The organism is Ruegeria sp. BHSA163 (genome assembly GCF_059613365.1).
In genome coordinates this window covers 1-18579 of record NZ_JBXWSJ010000038.1, presented here as the reverse complement: position 1 = coordinate 18579, position 18579 = coordinate 1, and the positions used below count along the sequence as shown (strand labels likewise).

18 protein-coding genes are annotated in these 18579 nt (G+C 53.8%); 4 read left to right on the top strand and 14 right to left on the bottom strand.

Features of this window, described 5'->3' with window-relative positions; all coding sequences use genetic code 11:
* Positions 1-77: 77 nt before the first annotated feature.
* Positions 78-2051, top strand: a complete 1974-nt coding sequence (locus tag AC2FNV_RS16650) for a lytic transglycosylase domain-containing protein (protein WP_170603301.1) — start codon at positions 78-80, stop codon at positions 2049-2051.
* On the opposite strand, the gene AC2FNV_RS16645 is transcribed toward AC2FNV_RS16650, so the two are convergent.
* Complete coding sequence (locus AC2FNV_RS16645; RefSeq protein WP_170603299.1) at positions 2016-2894, bottom strand: DMT family transporter; 879 nt, start codon at positions 2892-2894, stop codon at positions 2016-2018. The genes AC2FNV_RS16650 and AC2FNV_RS16645 overlap by 36 nt on opposite strands.
* Complete coding sequence (mnmC2, locus tag AC2FNV_RS16640; protein WP_170603297.1) at positions 2891-3556, bottom strand: tRNA (5-methylaminomethyl-2-thiouridine)(34)-methyltransferase MnmC2; 666 nt, start codon at positions 3554-3556, stop codon at positions 2891-2893. Before mnmC2 ends, AC2FNV_RS16645 begins: the two co-directional genes overlap by 4 nt.
* A gap of 55 nt (positions 3557-3611) precedes the next feature.
* Here mnmC2 and AC2FNV_RS16635 point away from each other — a divergent pair, with 55 nt between their 5' ends.
* Complete coding sequence (locus AC2FNV_RS16635) at positions 3612-4646, top strand: NAD(P)/FAD-dependent oxidoreductase (RefSeq protein ID WP_170603295.1); 1035 nt, start codon at positions 3612-3614, stop codon at positions 4644-4646.
* Here the strand turns inward: AC2FNV_RS16635 and AC2FNV_RS16630 are convergent.
* From AC2FNV_RS16630 to AC2FNV_RS16610, 5 genes are all read right to left on the bottom strand, one after another.
* Positions 4638-5450, bottom strand: coding sequence for an HTD2 family dehydratase (locus tag AC2FNV_RS16630; protein WP_170603293.1), 813 nt, complete (start codon positions 5448-5450; stop codon positions 4638-4640). The two genes, AC2FNV_RS16635 and AC2FNV_RS16630, sit on opposite strands and share 9 nt — an antisense overlap.
* 43 nt (positions 5451-5493) lie before the next feature.
* Positions 5494-6036: an NADPH-dependent FMN reductase gene (locus tag AC2FNV_RS16625; protein WP_496773916.1), complete on the bottom strand. Its 543-nt coding sequence runs from the start codon at positions 6034-6036 to the stop codon at positions 5494-5496.
* A 122-nt stretch (positions 6037-6158) separates the two neighbouring features.
* Entirely contained in the window at positions 6159-6830 is a 672-nt protein-coding gene (locus tag AC2FNV_RS16620) for a YiaD family glycine zipper/OmpA-like lipoprotein (RefSeq protein ID WP_170479168.1), read from the bottom strand.
* Between the two features lie 118 nt (positions 6831-6948).
* Complete coding sequence (locus AC2FNV_RS16615; protein ID WP_170603290.1) at positions 6949-7641, bottom strand: helix-turn-helix transcriptional regulator; 693 nt, start codon at positions 7639-7641, stop codon at positions 6949-6951.
* Positions 7642-7941: 300 nt separating this feature from the next.
* Positions 7942-8589, bottom strand: coding sequence for an RluA family pseudouridine synthase (locus tag AC2FNV_RS16610; RefSeq protein ID WP_170603288.1), 648 nt, complete (start codon positions 8587-8589; stop codon positions 7942-7944).
* A gap of 97 nt (positions 8590-8686) precedes the next feature.
* On the opposite strand from AC2FNV_RS16610, the gene AC2FNV_RS16605 reads away from it, so the two are divergent.
* Both AC2FNV_RS16605 and AC2FNV_RS16600 read left to right on the top strand, forming a co-directional pair.
* A complete protein-coding gene (locus tag AC2FNV_RS16605; RefSeq protein WP_170603286.1) occupies positions 8687-9097 on the top strand; it encodes a nuclear transport factor 2 family protein in 411 nt (136 codons plus the stop codon).
* Positions 9094-9810, top strand: coding sequence for an SGNH/GDSL hydrolase family protein (locus AC2FNV_RS16600; protein WP_254442512.1), 717 nt, complete (start codon positions 9094-9096; stop codon positions 9808-9810). Before AC2FNV_RS16605 ends, AC2FNV_RS16600 begins: the two co-directional genes overlap by 4 nt.
* Here the strand turns inward: AC2FNV_RS16600 and rarD are convergent.
* From rarD to AC2FNV_RS16565, 7 genes are all read right to left on the bottom strand, one after another.
* Complete coding sequence (gene rarD, locus AC2FNV_RS16595; RefSeq protein ID WP_170479175.1) at positions 9801-10706, bottom strand: EamA family transporter RarD; 906 nt, start codon at positions 10704-10706, stop codon at positions 9801-9803. The genes AC2FNV_RS16600 and rarD overlap by 10 nt on opposite strands.
* A 142-nt stretch (positions 10707-10848) precedes the next feature.
* Positions 10849-13302 (bottom strand): GcvT family protein, encoded by a 2454-nt coding sequence (locus AC2FNV_RS16590; RefSeq protein ID WP_170603282.1) that lies wholly within the window; start codon positions 13300-13302, stop codon positions 10849-10851.
* 90 nt (positions 13303-13392) lie between these two features.
* On the bottom strand, positions 13393-14376 hold the full coding sequence (locus AC2FNV_RS16585; RefSeq protein WP_170603280.1) for a GlxA family transcriptional regulator: 984 nt from the start codon (positions 14374-14376) through the stop codon (positions 13393-13395).
* A gap of 10 nt (positions 14377-14386) precedes the next feature.
* Complete coding sequence (locus tag AC2FNV_RS16580; RefSeq protein ID WP_170603278.1) at positions 14387-15280, bottom strand: homocysteine S-methyltransferase family protein; 894 nt, start codon at positions 15278-15280, stop codon at positions 14387-14389.
* Positions 15281-15292: 12 nt separating this feature from the next.
* A complete protein-coding gene (locus AC2FNV_RS16575; protein ID WP_217371819.1) occupies positions 15293-16345 on the bottom strand; it encodes a zinc-binding dehydrogenase in 1053 nt (350 codons plus the stop codon).
* A 10-nt stretch (positions 16346-16355) separates the two neighbouring features.
* Positions 16356-16832 carry a cupin domain-containing protein gene (locus tag AC2FNV_RS16570; RefSeq protein WP_170603276.1) on the bottom strand — a complete coding sequence of 159 codons (477 nt, stop codon included), beginning with the start codon at positions 16830-16832 and terminating at the stop codon, positions 16356-16358.
* Positions 16833-16850: 18 nt separating this feature from the next.
* Positions 16851-18579: GcvT family protein (locus AC2FNV_RS16565; protein ID WP_496773911.1), on the bottom strand; the 1729-nt coding region annotated here is incomplete at its 5' end.

Here is an 18579-nt window from a genome sequence, read left to right as displayed (position 1 = left end):
CGGTTTGTGAGTTGATCCCGGTGACGCAAGGTTTATCCTGAATGGCTCTATCCTTGGTTGGTTGGGAAATGCAAGGGATGACACGCTTTCTAACCGTTTTGATGACGGTGGTAATGATTTTCGCAGTCAACTCGCAGTCTGCGCGCGCAGACGCGGCGGCAGATTTGCAAGCCGGACTTGATGCGATGCGCAAAGGCGACTGGAACCAAGCACTGCAAGTATCTGGAGCGCGCGGTTCAGTGTCGCGCGATATCATTGTCTGGCACTGGCTGCGCGAAGGATTTGGCACTTCCGGAGATGTGCTTGTATTTTTGGGGCGCCGCCCGGATTGGCCCGGTCTTGCATGGTTGCGACGCAAAAGTGAACCCGCCTTCACGGGTGCCGATGCAGATCGGGTGGTGAATTTCTACGCCGAAACACCGCCGCAAACCGCAGAAGGCGCCTTAAACTACGCTGTGGCATTGATGGCAAAAGGCCGCAATGGCGAGGCCGAGGCAGATATCGTGACGGCATGGCGCACGATGCCTATGGGGTCGGGTCTGCAAAAGAATTATCTGGAAAACTTCGACAAGCTGCTGAAACCGCATCACGAAGCGCGGTTGGACCGAATGCTTTGGGACGGCCATCTTGTCAGCGCGAATCAAATGTTGCCGTTGGTCAGTGCAGATCAACGCAAGTTGGCCGAAGCCCGGATTGCCCTGCAGAAACGACAACCAGGGGTCGATGGCAAGGTCTCTGCCGTCCCGAAATCGCTGTCGGACTCGCCGGGTTTGGCCTTTGACCGATTTGTCTGGCGCGATCGAAAAGAGCTTGACGATAGCGCAATCGAATTGATGTTGGCGCGTTCGACAGGACCTGATGAATTAGGAGAACCGGATAAATGGGCTGAAGGGCGCCGCCGACTGGCGCGGCTGGTTATGCGACAGGGCAATATGTCACGCGCTTATGACATTGCGGCAAACCACCACATGACGCCTGAAATGGGCTATGGCTACGCAGATCTGGAATGGCTGTCCGGCTTTTTGGCGCTACGAAAACTGGACGACCCTGACACAGCCGTTCGCCATTTCCAGAATTTTTCAGATGCCGTGAGTTCGCCGATTTCCAAAGGGCGCGGCGGCTATTGGCTGGGCAGAGCCTATGCGGCACAAGGCAACGCAGAAAAGGCCTATGAAGCCTATGCGGCAGGCGCGGATTACCAAACCTCGTTTTATGGCCTTCTGGCAGCCGAGCAGATCGGGCGACCTTTCGACGAAGAATTGGCCAACCCAAGGCGTGCAGCGCATTGGAAACAGGCAGGGTTCGCCAACTCAAGCGTGCTGGAAGCCGGATTGTTATTGTTAACTGCGGACGAAGACAATCTTGCAGAACGGTATTTGACCCATTTGGTGGAAGGCCTTGACCCCATTCAGGCTGCACAGTTGGGGGATTTGGTTATCGAGTTGAAGGAACCTCATCTGGCCGTAATGATTGCCAAACGAGCAGCGACCACCGGGATCGTGCTGCCCGCAGCTTATTATCCGGTACACCCCGTAGCAGATATGGGCCTGCCGATGGCCAAGGAGATGACACTGGCAATTGCGCGGCGGGAAAGCGAGTTTGATCCCGTTGTCATCAGCGGTGCGGGCGCGCGCGGCTTGATGCAAGTTATGCCTGCGACGGCAAAATTGGTCGCCAAGGAATTGGGCATTCTAAGCGGCCACAAAACTGGACGCCTCACCACGGATTGGAAGTATAACGCCAAACTGGGTGCGAACTATCTGTCTGGGCTGGCTGCGGATTTCAATGGCAATGTGGTCATGATGGCCGCTGGCTACAACGCTGGACCACGGCGTCCCATATCCTGGATGGAACGGTTTGGCGATCCACGCCGTGGCGAGGTGGACGTAATCGATTGGATTGAGCTAATTCCGTTTTCCGAGACGCGAAACTATGTAATGCGCGTTGCTGAAAGCCTTCCAGTTTATCGTGCAAGGTTAGGTAAACCGCCCCTTCCAGTGCCGTTCTCTCAAGAACTAACCGGTTCGACTTTGGCGTCTTTCGCGCCATAGAGTGAAAAGACCCGCAGCGATCACCAAGGCTGCGCCCACAATCACCGCTGGGCGTAGCGTTTCACCAAAGATCGCAATACCCAAAATTGCACTCCACATCAGGTGGAAATAGGCGAAAGGCTGCACGGCGCTGGCCTCGGCCATCTCATAGCATTTGATCAACAACCAGTGACCAAGGACCCCGCTAAGACAAAGCAAACCCATCCAGAACCAGTCGTGTAAATGCATTGGTTCCCAAAACCAGATTCCAACAACCGTCATCGCGGTAGCACCCGCAATCCCCGTCCAAAAAAAGCTTGTCGCTGTGCTATCACGTCTGGCAGCATAGCGGGTCATCAGCCCGTAAATCGCGAACATGAACGCAGATATAAGGGGTATCACAGCCCATGGGTTAAATACGCCAATACCCGGTTGCAGAATAATCAGAACGCCTATGCACCCAACGCCGATGGCGGCCCAACGCCGCCATCCGACACTTTCCCCGAGAACCGGCCCGCTCAGCGCAGCAACCAACAAGGGATAGCAAATGAAAACCGCCTGGCTCTCGATCAGACCCAGAATTGTAAACGCGTAAACTGCTACGCAGACCTCCGCGGCCAATAGCACGCCCCTCGTGATCTGCAGCCCCAGCTGGTTCGTGCTGGCCGTCGCCCTGATTCCTCCCGAAGCGCGCATTGCCAAGGCGATCACAAAGGCTGCAAAGAACCAATAGCGGATCATTACCACCATGTAGGTGTTGTAGGCCCCAGCCAAGTGACGGGAAATACCGTCCTGCAAAGCAAAAACAACTGTCGCAGCAATCATAAGCGCAATACCTGCACGAGCATTGTTCTGCTGCGTCATCGCAAAATAGCCCGTGTCATATGCCGTTTGCGACCATATCCCGGCGTACGACTGACGGTGAACCCTGCATCTTGCAGTCCTCGGCGCACGAATCCTGCCGCTGTGTATGTCGCGGCTGTACCCCCCCGGGCAGTGTGATCAGCGACTTGCTGCATCAACTCCTGCCCCCAAAGCTCTGGGTTTTTTGCAGGTGAGAATCCGTCTAGAAACCAGGCATCTGCAATTCCTTTCCATTCGGGTAGAGTTTGCCGCGCATCGCCACTTATGACGTGCAATCGCAGCGTACCAAGATCACATTCCTTACCTTGCCAATTTGAAAGAAACCGACTGCTCCACTCAGCCAAGGCCGGGAATCCCTCCAAAGCGCGGGCCATATCGTCATGTGCCATCGGAAACGCTTCGAAACTGGTAAAAGTCAAAGCTGTTGTCTGGCCCGACTTTTCCCATTCGGACCATACTGTCAACATGTTCAGACCGGTACCGAAACCCAGTTCGGCAATATGAAAGCCGGGGGCAAATCGCGCAGGCAAGTCGTTCCCGCCCAGAAAGACATGGCGCGTTTCCTCTAACCCATTTTGCAACGAGAAATAGGGATCATTAAATTGATCCGATACTGGGACCCGATCCCCGGTCCATGTGAGTTTGGCATGCTGGTCTGCCATAGGATATTCCTGTAACTAGGCCGCGCGACACTGAACAAGGAAAGGCGGTTTGGCAATGGTCGATGTCACTGTGCGCGGAGCAGGAATTTTCGGCCTGTCCATCGCCTGGACTTGCGCAAGACGCGGAGCAAAGGTGCAGGTGGTCGACCCCTTTGGCGCCGGGTCCGGGTCCAGCGGTGGCTTGGTCGGCGCGCTTGCCCCACATGTGCCGGAGAATTGGAATTCGAAAAAGGCCTTTCAGTTCGAAAGCCTGATAATGGCCGAAGCTTTCTGGGCCCAAGTTGAAGCCACCGGAGGGGTATCGGCAGGATACAGTCGATCGGGACGAATTCAGCCCATCCAGGACAAGCGAACGCTTGAACTTGCGCGCGCGCGGCAAAACTCGGCAAAAGAGCTTTGGGGCGGTCACGCAGAATGGCAGGTGAAATTGGTCACCGAATTGGGTACTTGGTGCCCGTCCAGCCCAACCGGATATGTGATCCACGACAACCTTAGCGCACGCATCCACCCGCGCAACTCGTGCTCGGCACTAGTGGCCGCACTGGGCGTCATGGGTGTTGACATCGTGCCAGAAGCATCAGACGCGGGCCGAGTTGTTCACTCGACAGGTCTTGGTGGGCTAGAAGAACTCAGTCAAGTTTTTGGAAAAACGGTGGGCAATGGCGTTAAAGGACAGGCGGCTTTGTTGCGTTTCGATGCAGGCGATGCACCACAGCTTTTTGTCGACGCTATTCATATCGTGCCGCACGCCGACGGAACTTTGGCTGTCGGATCGACGTCGGAACGAGACTACGACGAACCAAACAGTACCAACGAACTTTTGGATGAGGTAATTGACCGCGCCATGGGCGCCGTTCCGGTTTTACACGGGGCCGAGGTTATCGAACGCTGGGCCGGTGTCCGTCCTCGAAGTAAGAGCCGGGCGCCGATGCTGGGAGCGCATCCATTGCAAAAGGGACAGTTCATTGCCAATGGCGGCTTCAAAATCGGGTTTGGGATGGCCCCCAAAGTGGCCGAGGTAATGGCAGATCTGATGCTGGAGAATAACGACGCAATCCCGGGCGAATTCCGCCCGTCGGCATCACTCTGACCGGGGAACCGCCTCTGCTTGCATACATTGGCGCCCGTCAGGGCCACGCACCCATAGGTTCCTGTCGTTACGGCACAACGTTGCGGATTCAAAATGCATTAATGCAGACGTGGCTCGAAATGAGAACTCGACCAATGATCCCATCAGTTCCGTCGCGAACAGCATCAGAAGCTGGGCCAAAAGCGGGCCATGCACCACGAGACCGTCGTAACCTTCTACATTCTTGGCATAGTCCAAATCATAGTGAATTCGATGGCCGTTGAACGTGAGTGCAGAGTACCTGAACAATATCGTTGAGTCGAACGCAACATCCTTGCCATCTGTTTCATCAATTCTGGCTTTGGGCGGCGTCGGTTTGGTTTCTGAATCCGCAGAGTCGTTGCGGTATACAAGGTCTTGCCATTCGGTCACGCACAGCTTTCCGCCCTGCCGCAATTCATGCCTGAGCGTTACAATGCCAAGTGGTCCGGTTCGCCCGGTTTTTGATTGAACATTTTCCAAAACAGTATGGCGTTCCGCTTCGACCCCAGCGATTAAGGGCACATCAAACCGCAAACGGCCACCTGCCCACATTCGCCTTGGTAATCCCATATCGGGGATCAAGCCGCCCCCAACCTTGGGATGCCCATCCCGACCCAATTCAGAAGGGGGGCTTGGTAACCAAAAATAGGCTTGATGAAAGAACGGCGGCAAAGGTGAACCGGACGCAATCGTTTCTTCTGCCGACAGCGTTGCTTGAAGCGCCGCTGCGCGTGCCGGGTCCAATATGTCGGTTCGAGTTTGTGTCTTCAGCTCCTTGGTCATACCGACACCCTAGGCAGCGTCACATGAGGGAACAAGCGTCTGTTCAGAAGCCAGCTTCAGCCCTAAGTTTTTCCATTAGGGTTCGAAGGCTTGCTTCGTAACGTGGGCTGCTCAATTTGCCATCTTCATCGAATTCGTTGGAACTGCTGACCAAATGAATCTCCGGCCCTTGCAGAATGCGTGGCTGAAATGGAACCATGTATGCCCGTAGGATCATCTGGGCGCGCTCGCCCCCCGCACGACCGGCAGCGGCAGACATTACTGCCACCGGCTTATTCGCCCAAGGTTTGCCATCGGTTCTGCTGACCCAATCCAATGCATTTTTCAAAACGCCGGACGGGCCTTTATTGTATTCTGGCGTCGAAATTATCACGGCATGTGCATGGGAAATCTGGTCTGCAAGAGTTTGAACAGCAGCTGGGATTCCCTCGCCGTCTTCCAAATCACCGTCATAGAGAGGCAGGTTCAATTCTGCCTCGATAAATTGACCGGGTTGAAACAACCGGGCAGCCTCACGCAGCAACTTGCGGTTAGTAGCGTCCTGACGTAGCGATCCTGACAGGCCAAGTAGAATAGGTTCAGGCATAGGGTAGGCTCCGGCTTGGTATCAGCGGAAACTTAGTTCGAGTTTGGCCATTGCCAAACTCAAACCCACACATTCTCATAGGAAATGTCAAAACTGAACCTTACTGCTGCGTCCAACTCAAGTCAGGCGTTGCCGCTTGGCACAATAACAATTTCTACCCTACGATTCTGAGCCTTGCCTTCGGGTGTTAGGTTCGACGCGATCGGATTATTCTCACCCTGACCAATCGTAGTGATCCGGGAAAAGTTTACACCATTCGCTTGCAGAACGTCTGCCACCGCATTTGCACGGCGAACCGACAAATCCTGATTATAGGACGCTTCGCCATCGCTATCGGTATGGCCGACAATTTGAACGTTCGAATTTGGGTAGTTTACCAAATTCTGCCCGACCCTTGCCAGATCATCACGCAGCGCCGGGCGCACTGTCGAGCTGTCGGTGTCAAAAGTAATGTCGTTTGGAACAGTTACAATCAGACGGTCGCCAGCATTAACGATGGTTATCCCATCATTAGCTAATTGCTGCCTCAACTCTGCTGCTTGTTTATCCAACTGGTTGCCAATCAAAGCGCCCCCTGCTGCGCCTATGGCCCCTCCGGCCGCCGCGCCCAACAGAGGATTTGAATTGTTGGCGATTGCACCTACCCCAGCACCGACTATTCCGCCCAGAATCGCGCCTTGTTTGGTGTTTTGATTAGGGTCGCTGGGCAAACTGAGTGTGCCCGGATCCGTGCAGGCACCAAGTGCCATCGCTGAACACAGCCCTAGCGAAAGGACAAATTTGGAAATGGTCATGAAATCACCTTCTGCTCCGATGCCCGTTCGTCGGGTTTGTTTCGTTGACCGCACTATAACATCGCAGCCGCATTAGGTCTCAAGCAACATATCGGTGAAATAGGCAAATACCCGCCAACTATGCAGCGTCAGAAGAATTCGTCGTTTGATTCTGTTCCTGCCAAATCGCGCGCAACGGCTCACCCTGTCCAAAAAAGTGATCTTCCAAAAGATCGCAAGACCAAATGCGGTCCGTTCGGAAATGGCGGAACCCATTTCTCAACTCACACCAGCCCGCAAGGATGGTGCACTCGATATGGTAAATAAGAGCCACAGGCCGAACGACCCGGTCCGTTCGAATTTCATCGGAGTTCTGATATGAGATTCGAATTTTTCGCTCTTTCCGAATAGCTTCACGATAGTTGGCCACCGGGACGCACCCATTTGCAGGATCGTCAATTGGCGTACCCCAAGGCGCAACCTGCAACCAATCTGACGGGGCACGCAGCGCTTCGATCTTGCGACAAACCCGGTCTGCGGCTTTTTGCAGAGTGCTGTCACCGGTGCGCGCCAGCATCGAAAGACCCACCCATAACGCTTCAACTTCTTCTGGATCGAAATTCAGCGGCGGCAGGTCATACCCGCGGCGCATCATGTAACCAACGCCTGCTTCGCCCTCGATTGGTGTGCGTTGGGCCTGCAGCGCGGCGATGTCGCGATAGACTGTGCGGACCGATATTTCCAGCTTTGCCGCCAGTTCTTCCGCTGTCACCGGGCCTTTTGATACGCGCAGAATTTGAATGATTTCAAACAAACGGGTCGAACGACGCATCTCAGTCTCCTTGCGATCTCCTGACACTTTAGCACAACCCCCTGACAGCGGGGTGTCAGGAGGGTTACGGCAGGTTCCAATTGACGTCAGATCAAGGAGGACCACAATGCCAAGCCGCGACAACCATGTAATGATGAAACTAAAACTTGGCCGTTGGTCGCAACATCGCGCACCGCGAGGTTTTGAAATTGAAAGCGAGATTGCTTCTGTCCGGCATTGCGAAAACACTCAACCCAAGAGGCGGAAGCGGCTCTTTTCCCTGAGAAATTTCAAGGCAATTTGGCCAGGTCGGGCCTTAGGTCAAAAATCGGCAGTTGCCCGAAACCTCATTGCGATTCCACCTTCGGGGTTTTTGAGACGTAATTCTTCGGAATGAAGCATAAGGCGCGGGAAATTTCGCGCCGCTCCTTCTGCATAGAATGGATCACCGAGTATCGGGTGCCCGACAGCTTGCATGTGAACACGCAACTGGTGAGATCTGCCGGTTTGAGGAAAGAGCCGAATACGGGTGGTGCCATCCTCGTATCGAACAACACGCCAATCGGTGACAGCTGGTTTGCCGGTGTCATGGCAGACCTTCTGAAGCGGGCGGTTCGGCCAATCGACGATCAGTGGCAAGTCCACTGTACCTGTCCTTTCGGCGACACGGCCCCAAACCCGTGCGATATAGGTCTTTCGAGTTTGACGTTTCTCGAACTGTAACCCCAGATGGCGCTGCGCATGAGGCGTCTGAGCAAAAACCATAACGCCTGACGTGTCCCGATCCAGCCTATGAACAAGCAGTGCCTGGGGAAAAGCGGCCTGCACTCTTGTCAGCAAGCAATCAGCCAAATGTTCTCCCCGCCCTGGAACCGACAACAGACCAGAGGGTTTGTTGACCACTAACAGTTGCGAATCCTCATGCAGAACGTCCAGGGGCTTATTCGGGGGATCGTATGTTTCGCTCATGCTTGTCTGCCTATCGCAGGCACCAACCTCCCGCAACGTCGTCCTTGCCTGCGCAATGGGCATAGGCAACTCTGGCACCAAAATTTTCGGAGACGAGATGCACCCTACGATCGAACAAATGCAAATGGTGGTCGCAAAAGGCGATGAAAGCCAAATTGCAGATTTATTGGCGGAAGATGTGCGATTTTTACCGCCAACATATTACAAAACCTGGACAGGACGCGTGCCAGTTGCTGCTGTGCTTAGCCATGTCGGTCAGGTATTCTCCGGCTTTCAGTATCGCCGGATTATGGGCGGTGGCAAAGACTGGGCGCTCGAGTTCCAATGCAAGGTTGGCGAACTGAATGCAGTCGGGGTCGATCTTATCACACTCAACGATGATGGCCTGATTCAAACGTTCGAAGTCGTCATGCGCCCATACAAAACTGTCGGCGCGTTGCGCGAAGCCATTATGGCGCGTGTGATGCAAGACCCCAGATTTTTAGATTTCAAAGATGCTCTAAGTTGAAAGTTCCCGGCCTCATGGATGCCGACCGGATTTTGCGGATTCCGCTGCTGCCAGTTTTGGCTGTTCAGGCTTTGCATGTCAGACGCAATGCACAACGACTTCCCGAGCCGATTGGACCACGCAAAGGGCGCGAAGGTCATGGGCCGCGATTAAGGTTGCTCATCGCTGGGGACAGTTCGGCCGCAGGGGTTGGGGTCGATTATCAAAGTCAGGCGCTTTCTGGTCAACTGGTCTCCAGGTTAGCCCGCCAATACTGTGTCGAGTGGAGGCTTGAGGCTACGACAGGACATACGACACAGGACACACTGAACAGGCTACAGAATTTGGACGCTACCTTTGATGTCGTGGTGACGGCTTTGGGTGTAAACGATGTGACGCGGCTTGTTTCCCAGCGAAAGTTTGCAAATCTACAGACCCGCTTGCTGAACCATTTATCAAAAAAATTAGGTGCGCGTCACGTCGTTGTCACCGCGGTACCACGGATGGAGCGATTTCCAGCCCTACCTCAGCCACTGGCTTGGGTTCTTGGACGACAGTCGTCGCGGCTTGATCAAAGTCTACAATGTCTTATAAAGGATTTTCCGGGCGCACTTCACTTACCGTTGGATTTTCCAGATGACCCGACACTGGCTGCAGCTGACGGGTATCACCCCAGCCCAAAGGCTTATCAACTATGGGCGGAAGCAGTTGCTAATCTGCTCCGTCAAGCCTGATTCCGCAGCTTTCGGATCATAGGAAGCGTGTAAACGACCAAGGCCGCCCAGATCAAAGGGAATGCAATCATCCTGCCGCGGTCGATTTGTTCGCCAAACACGAAGACAGCAGTAACAAAAATCATTGTTGGCGCAATGTATTGCAAAATTCCCATGGTCGATAACCTGACCATTTTTGCTCCGTTAGCATAAATTAACAACGGCACAGCTGTGACAACCCCGGCACCCACCAAAAGCATAGTGTCAGAAGCCACAGGGCCGAAATGGCCTTCTCCCTTTGCGCCAAGCCATGTGACATATAGCAACGCTGGGATCAGGAGGATCAGAACTTCCAGAAGAAATCCCTGATTGGGACCTATCGGAAGGGAGCGTTTAAAGAAGGCGTAAAAGCCCCAACTGAACATCATACCTAGTGCAGCCCATGGAATATTACCGGCTTCAAGTATCAAAACCAACACGCCCGTCGCTGCCAATCCGACGGCCACCAATTGCGTGCGATTAAGTGGCTCGCGCAGAAGAAGCGCCCCTAGCGCAATACTAAATAGCGGGTTGATATAATAACCCAGTGCAGCATCCACAGCATTTCCTGTTGCAACCGCCCAAACGAATATGGCCCAATTTATGGAAATCAGCGTTGCTGTAAGGCAAGCCATTCCCAACATACGCGGGCTTCGTAAAGCAGCTTTCAAATCTTTTGTCCGCCCAAGAGCCACAAGCAAAAGCCCGGCCAAAGGAACTGACCAAATGACCCGATGCGCCACGACTTCAACCGGTCCAATGTGATCCATTGCCTTCATGTACAATGGAAGGAAACCCCACAGAAAGTAAGCCGTCACCGCAAGAGCAAGCCCCTTTGGTGTATCCGTATTTTGGGGGCTTGTCGTGATGTCCGCCATAATGGGTCTCCGGCTTATACCGGATGTCTTTACGTCAGTTCAGGCAGGTTATTAAACCACCAAAAGCGTGAAGAAACCCATCAAATATTTTGATGGGCCTGAAGAAAAGGGCGAAATAGCGCTATTCCTCTAGGTACTTAGATTATATCTTTACACGCTCAGATTTCGGATCGTACATCGGCTTGAGAGAAGCTTCGGCTTTAACTTTGACACCACACACATCGATTTCGTATGTGGATGCCAAAACGTCCGCAGGCTTCTCGCCTTCGCATGGTACATAGCCAAGACCAACGGCTCCGCCTAACGTGTGACCATAATTTCCCGAGCTTAGATAACCAACGTACTCTCCGTCTCGGATGATAGGTTCGTTGTGGAAGAGCAAAGGTTCAGGATCGGTCAGTTTGAATTGCACAAGGCGGTTTTTGGGCCCGCTATCCTTTCTGGAAATCACTGCTTCGCGCCCGATGAAGTCACTGCCCTTGTCCACCTTGACGGCAAAGCCGAGACCTGCATCGACGACGTGATCCTCGCAGGTAATATCATGGCCGAAATGGCGGAACCCCTTTTCGATGCGGCAACTGTCCATCATGTGCATACCGCAAAGCTTGAGCCCAAAATCTTGCCCAGCCTGGTGCAAAGTCTCGAAAACGTGGCCCGCCATATCGGCGGAGACATAGATTTCCCAGCCAAGTTCACCCACGTAAGTCACGCGATGTGCACGAGCCAACCCCATGCCGATTTCGATTTCCTGCGCCGTGCCGAACGGGTTTGTCGCATTGGAGAAATCGTTTGGTGAAACTTTTTCCAACAGTTTCCGGGCATTTGGGCCCATAACGGCCAATACTCCTTCGCCTGCGGTAACATCAGTGACAACCACATTGAAATCCCCAATATGGCGCATCATCCAAGTCTGATCAGCCAGCCGAGTCGCGGCGGGTGTGACAACCAGATAGGCGTTTTCAGATAGGCGGGTCACGGTCACATCCGCCTCAATACCGCCCGCGCGGTTGAGAAACTGGGTATAGACGATCCTGCCATTCGGCACCGAATAATCGCCGCCACCGACATAGTTCATGAACGCTTCGGCATCGGGACCGTCAACGCGGATCTTGCCAAACGATGACATGTCGTACATGCCCACATTTTCGCGCACGGATTTGTGTTCCGCAGCCGAGTTCTCGAACCAATTCTGGCGTTTCCAGCTGTACTGGTATTCCGGCTTCTGCCCCTTGCTCGCAAACCAGTTGGCGCGTTCCCAACCCGCCAGTTCACCCATGACCGCCCCATGTTCTAGCAAGTGGTGGTGGAACGGTGTCCGGCGCACACCGCGCGCCGTTACCTTCTGGCGGTAAGGAAAGTGATCAGCATAGAGAAGACCCAATGTCTCTTTCGAGCGTTCGAACAGATACTGTTTGTTACCTTGGAACGGTTGCATCCGGCTGATATCCACGTCACCCAGATCAAATGGCTTTGCGCCCGTATCCATCCACTCGGCCAGAGCCATTCCTGCGCCACCTGCGGACTGGATACCAATCGAGTTAAAACCTGCCGCGACCCAAAAATTATCCATCTCTGGCGCAAGCCCCAAGTGATATGCATCATCTGGAGTAAAGCTTTCGGGGCCATTAAAAAAAGTGTGAATACCAGCCTCTGCAAGCATAGGCATACGGTTACATGCAGCTTCGAGTATCGGTTCGAAATGATCGAAATCTTCGGGTAGCTGATCGAATTCAAACGTTTCCGGGATACCTTTCATTGCCCACGGCTTGGCATTGGGCTCAAATGCACCCAACAGAATTTTACCGGCGTCTTCTTTGTAATAGGCGCATTCATCGGGGACGCGAAGTACCGGCAATTGCGTAAGACCGTCAATGCTCTCGGTTACGATGTAAAAATGTTCGCAGGCATGAAGCGGGACATTGACCCCCGCCATCCGGCCGACCTCATGACCCCACATACCAGCGCAGTTCACCACCATGTCGCATTCAATGTGGCCTGATGCGCTGCCATCGTCCGCTACCCAGTCCACACCCGTAACTTTGCGGCCCTGCTTAACAATATCGGTGACCTTGACGCGTTCCTTAACGATCCCACCTCGTTGACGCGCACCTTTGGCCAGTGCCAGCGCAATGTTCGCTGGGTCGCCCTGGCCGTCCAAGGGCAGGTAGACGGCACCCTTGACACCATCAAGGTTCAAATGCGGGTACAACTCTTGTACGCGATCGTTGGAAATCTCCTCGACTTCAACTCCAAACGCACGCGCCATGGCAGCCTGACGGTAAATCTCTTCCTTACGCTCTTCGGTCAGGGCAACAGTGATCGAACCGCATCGCTTGAACCCGGTTGCGACGCCAGTTTCTTCTTCAAGCGAGCCATAAAGTTCCTGACTGTATTTCGCCAGTTTAGTCATGTTCGCAGTTGCGCGGAGTTGCGCAATCAGACCTGCCGCATGCCACGTGGTGCCACTAGTTAACTGCTTGCGTTCCAACAGAACTACATCATCCCAGCCCTTTTTGGTCAGATGATAGGCTACCGAGCATCCGATCACACCGCCACCGATGATGACCACCCGGGCCTTTTGAGGAAGTTCAGCCATTGTTGATGACTCCGATTTTTCAGGTTTTGCCCAAACTGACATGAAAGACCGACAAACGATGTACAGAAAGCGTCACAAAAGTCGCGAAAATCACCTTGGCGATGACCGTCGCTTTTCGCGCCTCAAGGCAAAAGGTGTCACGCCAAAAAAGCTTTTGTAAACAGACGAAAACCCGTTCGGAAACCCGCATGCCAAGCCGATTTCACGAACGCTCATTGTTGTGTTCAAAAGCAAGTTGTTGGCTTTTGCCAGTCGCATTTCGCGGTAGAACCCGTTCGGAGTGGTTCCAAAGAAGGATTTGAACTTTCGTTCCAGCGACCGATTTGACAGGTTTAGCATGTCAACGATCTCGTTTATTGCCAATGGATCTTCGATATTCGCCTGCATCAGCTTTATGCATTCATCCAGTTTTGCATCCCCAGTGGCAGTGTTTTTAAAGCCCGAAAAAGGTTGGAGGGAAGAAAAATCCCGGATGCTCTCGTGCAGCATAATATCGGCCACTGTCATTTTGGCAGGGCCCGAGATGTGGCGGCCAATAACGGCCAAAGCGACATCGGTTGTCGCTTCCATTCCAGCACATGTAACAACGGGGCCAAGTTCAGTGGCGATCGACAGTTTAGCCTCAAACCTGGCGCCTCGCTCGCGAAGAAAAGAGGCGTTCTCCCAATGGGTTGCCATTTCAGCAGTGCCGTGTTCATCGATGTACCGGCTGGCGGCTTCGGCCAGCAAAAACACCTGTGCCCCGCTATAAGTGTAATTCGAAACTATACGCCCCAAAGACAACTCTGGCTGATCCGGATCTGAATTGCCTATCACAAACAAGTAACTTGCGTTCGGCCTGTTCGAAATCGGCTCGGTCGGAACGGTTGCGTTACTGCTGCTTCCAACTGGCCCCCCCTTATGCGATCGATAGGTATAGCTGAAAGGCGGATGTGGACAGACGCGATTGCCAAGGCGAAGAACCTCAACCAGCGACGCGAACTCCAACAAAACGAACCCCTGCGCGACCATAATGTCAAAGTGAATTTGTCCACCGGGTCCTTGCTGGTTGTCGGATGTCGCGTTGGATTGCATTCCGGTCCTTTCAGACGATCCTGTGACCGGTTTCTTGCAAACGTTTCGCTATTGCTTCGATATGGTCTGGTCCCACCTCGCAGCAACCGCCAACAATTGTTGCCCCCTGATCGACCCATTTCATTGCATGCTCTGCGTATGTTTCCGGACCAAGGTCGACACGTCGTTCCAATGCGTCAACGGTCGGGGCGTCCTGAAGAAATTCTTGAGAAATACCGGTGAACCCGTTCGCATAGGCACCATATGGCAATTTCATAGAGGCCAGAATATCCAATGCCGTGGGGATCGCTTCGGGACGAGAACAATTTATCAAAAGCGCCTGTGGTGCGTATTGTTCTACCAAAGGTGCAATGTCGGCAAGTGGTTCACCAGATCGCAGCAGTGCGCCATCATCATCCATAACTGACAAGGCTAGCCAAACAGGTTTGCCGCAACGTGCTGTACCTCGCAATGTTCCTTCGCCTTCAAGCAAAGAGGACACGGTTTCGATGAGGAACAGATCGACACGATCCACCATCAGTCGAACCAGTTCTGAAAATTTGTCCGCTGCCTCATCAGGATCGGGCTTCAGATCTGGCCGATATGTTGCCAGCAATGGGCCAAGTGAACCCGCAATTCGGGCCTTCGCACCCTTACGCGCGTGCTCGGCCTGCAAAAGCGCTGCATCAACCAACGCAGAAAGTTGATCTTCCAGCCCGACCCGTTCCAATCGCGAACGATGCACTGCGTAAGTATTGGTTGTCGCAATCGTCGCGCCTCGGCGAAAGTATTCCTCGTGTACTTCCCGCACCAACTCCGGGTGGTCCATCATCACACGCGTGGACCAGAGCGGTGTTGGCTTGTCCCCGCTGCGTTTAACCAATTCCTGCCCAATCGAGCCGTCCAGAAGCGTGATGTCTGCCATTTATCCGTCTCCTCAGGGAACCAAAACCAATTTTCCCGGCAAGGTCTTTGATTGGAAATCCACTTGAGCAAGCGCGATATCGCGAAGTGGATAGGTTTTTGAAATCAGAGGCTTTACCCGTCCGGAATTCATCAATTCAACCAAGCGGCCGAATACATCAAACTCTTGATGCGTACAGCCGTGAATCGTGATGTCCCGCAGATATATATCGCGTAAGTCAGCCTGTATTATCGGACCTGCGATTGCTCCGGAAACGGCATAGTGCCCACCGGGTCGAAGCGCTTGGATCAGGCCAGGCCAGGCTGGACCTCCCACGACATCTATCACGACATCAAAAGCATCAGCTGGCAGAGACGCGTCGCGGTCATAGGTGTCAATGGCCCCCTGTTGCTTGACCACATTCGCTTTGGTCGAACTCGTAACCCCTGAAACCGTTGCTCCCCGTAGCGTCGCCAACTGAACCGCGGCAAGACCGACACCCCCGGACGCACCAGTAATTAGGACGTTGTGCCCTGCAGTAACTCTGGCACGCGTAAGCAAATTCTCGGCGGTACCAAACGCACACGGTATTGCCGCGATTTCAATATCCGAAAGAGGGGAACTACTGACGTCATACAAATCATTGGCCTCGACCAGGCAATATTGGGCAAACGCGCCGTCCATCTCGGACCCGAGCGCGATAAATCCGGTAGGATTGCCGGGACGCGAACGTGGCAAGTTGATCGGGCACGTAACTCGCTGGCCGGGTTCGAACCCTGTCTCTGGTCCGGCTATTTCAACTATTCCGCAAAGATCGCCTCCCTGAATTCGCGGAAAGTTCAGGGAACCGCCCCAACCACCGGCCTCGACGTCCTGTTCCACATCTTCGGTCGCGCCAGTTACCTCCGAAGAATACCATCCAATCCGCGTGTTGATATCGGTGTTGTTCACTCCGGCCGCAGCAACTCGAACCAGCACTTGCCCCTTGTCCGGTGTCGGTACTGGAATGTCGTCGCGCCATTCCAAAGCTTCTGGACCACCGTGGCGGGTCAGGAACACACCTGACATGGTTTTTGGAATTGCCATTGTTACACCTTTAGTCTTGATCGTCGGGGTGAGGCGGAACCGGTCCCATTGGTACGATGTCATAGCGTGCGTTCAGCGCCGCCACTTTAGCCTCGTCAGCAAAATCGGTCTCGGTCATAGTCGCCAGCTCGGCAAGAAATCCATCGAAACCAGAAGGTTGAAATATCATCAACATCCTTGCCGGTGCCCCTCCAGCTACGCGGCACGCGTGTGGGACACCAGGTGGAACATGGATGGTTGTACCCGTCGTGCATCGATGCCAGTCGCCATCAACATAAAAATCCACCTCACCCTCCAAAAAATAGAAGGTTTCTGCATGGCTGTCATGGCGATGAAGGCCCAGCGCAAAGCTGGCCTTCAAGTTATCCTCCATGAGCGTATATACACCATCGGTATCCTGACCCGACACCTTTACAAATGTGTGGTCGTTTTCCCAATCATAATTGGGACCCTCTCCGGGTCCCAATTTCGCATATCTTTTACTCATGGCCTTCTCCGAGAGAGGTTACGCTCGCAACCGCTCGTTTTCAGGATCCCAAAGCGGTTGATCCTGCTCTACCACAGCGCGGTGCTTTTCGCCGTAGATTTCTACCTCAAGCTCGGTGCCCGGGTTTGCAAGCTCGGACTTGATCATGCCAAGTGCGATTGACTTTCCGACACGATAGCCCCATGCGCCAGACGTTGTTTCGCCCACGATTTCACCATTTTGCCAGATGCACGACATGTAAGGTGCGTCGCAATCACCCGCGTCTACCGTCAAAGTAACGAATGCCTTTTTCACACCCTGCTGCTTTTCGTTCAGGATCGCGGCCTTGCCTGGGAAGTTTTGCGGCTTATCCAGCTTTACGAACCTTTCCAGCCCGCCTTCCAACAAAGAATAATCTGTGCTCAGGTCGCCTTTCCACGCGCGGTAGCCTTTTTCGATACGCAACGAGTTCAATGCATACATTCCAAAAGGCTTGGCTCCCGCATTGATGATTTCGTTGTAGATTTCCGGCATATGCTCGTTAAGAGCGTGCACTTCCCAACCCAATTCACCCGCAAAAGAAACGCGGATCAGATAAGCCGGCTGGCCAGCCACCGTTGCCGACTGGTGCGTCAACCATCCAGAGGTCAAATCGGCATCTGTCATTTCCGATAGTATTTCGCGGGACTTGGGCCCCGTGACAATCAAAGTGTCCCGGGTTGTGGTTACATCCTCAATCGATACGCCCTGAGGCATTGCACCGGTAAGGATATCGCGATCATGCCACTGAGCGGTTGCAGCGGTGATCATGACAAACTCATCTTCGCCAAGTCGAATGCAGGACATCTCTGTCAGGATACGGCCCCGTTCATCAGCGATATAAATCAGGTTCATACGGCCAATTTTAGGCAATCCCCCCGTTGCCAGAGATCGAAGAGCCTCCGCCGCACCCTCACCCTTGACAATGAACCGTGAGAAACCCGGCAGATCCAAAACTCCGCAGTGATCGCGGACGGCTTCACACTCCTCCTTGATGCGCTGTTCCCACGGCCCTGAACGACCCCAGGTATGCGTCGCATCAAGCGAAGTATCGTCGCCCGGTTTCGCGAACCAGTTGGCGCGTTCCCAGCCATTATATGCGCCCATTACGCCACCAAGCTCTTTGACTTTGTCATGAACGGGCGAAAGTTTCTTGTCGCGGGCTGCAGGCCATTCATGATGGGGGAAGTGCATGGCGTATTCGTTGCCATAAACCTCCATGCCTTTTTTGTTGCAGTAGTCCTGATCCGTATAGTCGGTGTAGCGGCGCGGATCGACCGCCCACATGTCCCATTCTGTCGCGCCATCGACGATCCACTCGGCCAGTACCTTTCCTGCACCACCGCCCTGCGCGATCCCAAAAGTAAAGGTGTGCGCTTCGAACGCGTTCTTCACACCCGGCATCGGGCCAATCAGCGGAAGGCCATCCGGCGCATATGGGATCGGGCCGTTGATCACCCGCCCGACGCCCGAAGTCGCCATAAGCGGCACTCTTTCCATCGCGTCAGTGACTATGTCCTCGATGCGGTCCAGATCGTCGTTCCACAGTTGGAAGCTGAAATCGTCGGGCATTGGATCATCGTCGGTCATCCAATGGCCTTTGCAATTGGGCTCATAAGGGCCAAGGTTGAAGCCGTTCTTCTCTTGCCGCAGGTAATACGAGATATCCACGTCGCGCAGAAGAGGCAGCTTGCCGCCATTTTCCTTTGACCACGCCTCGACTTCCGGG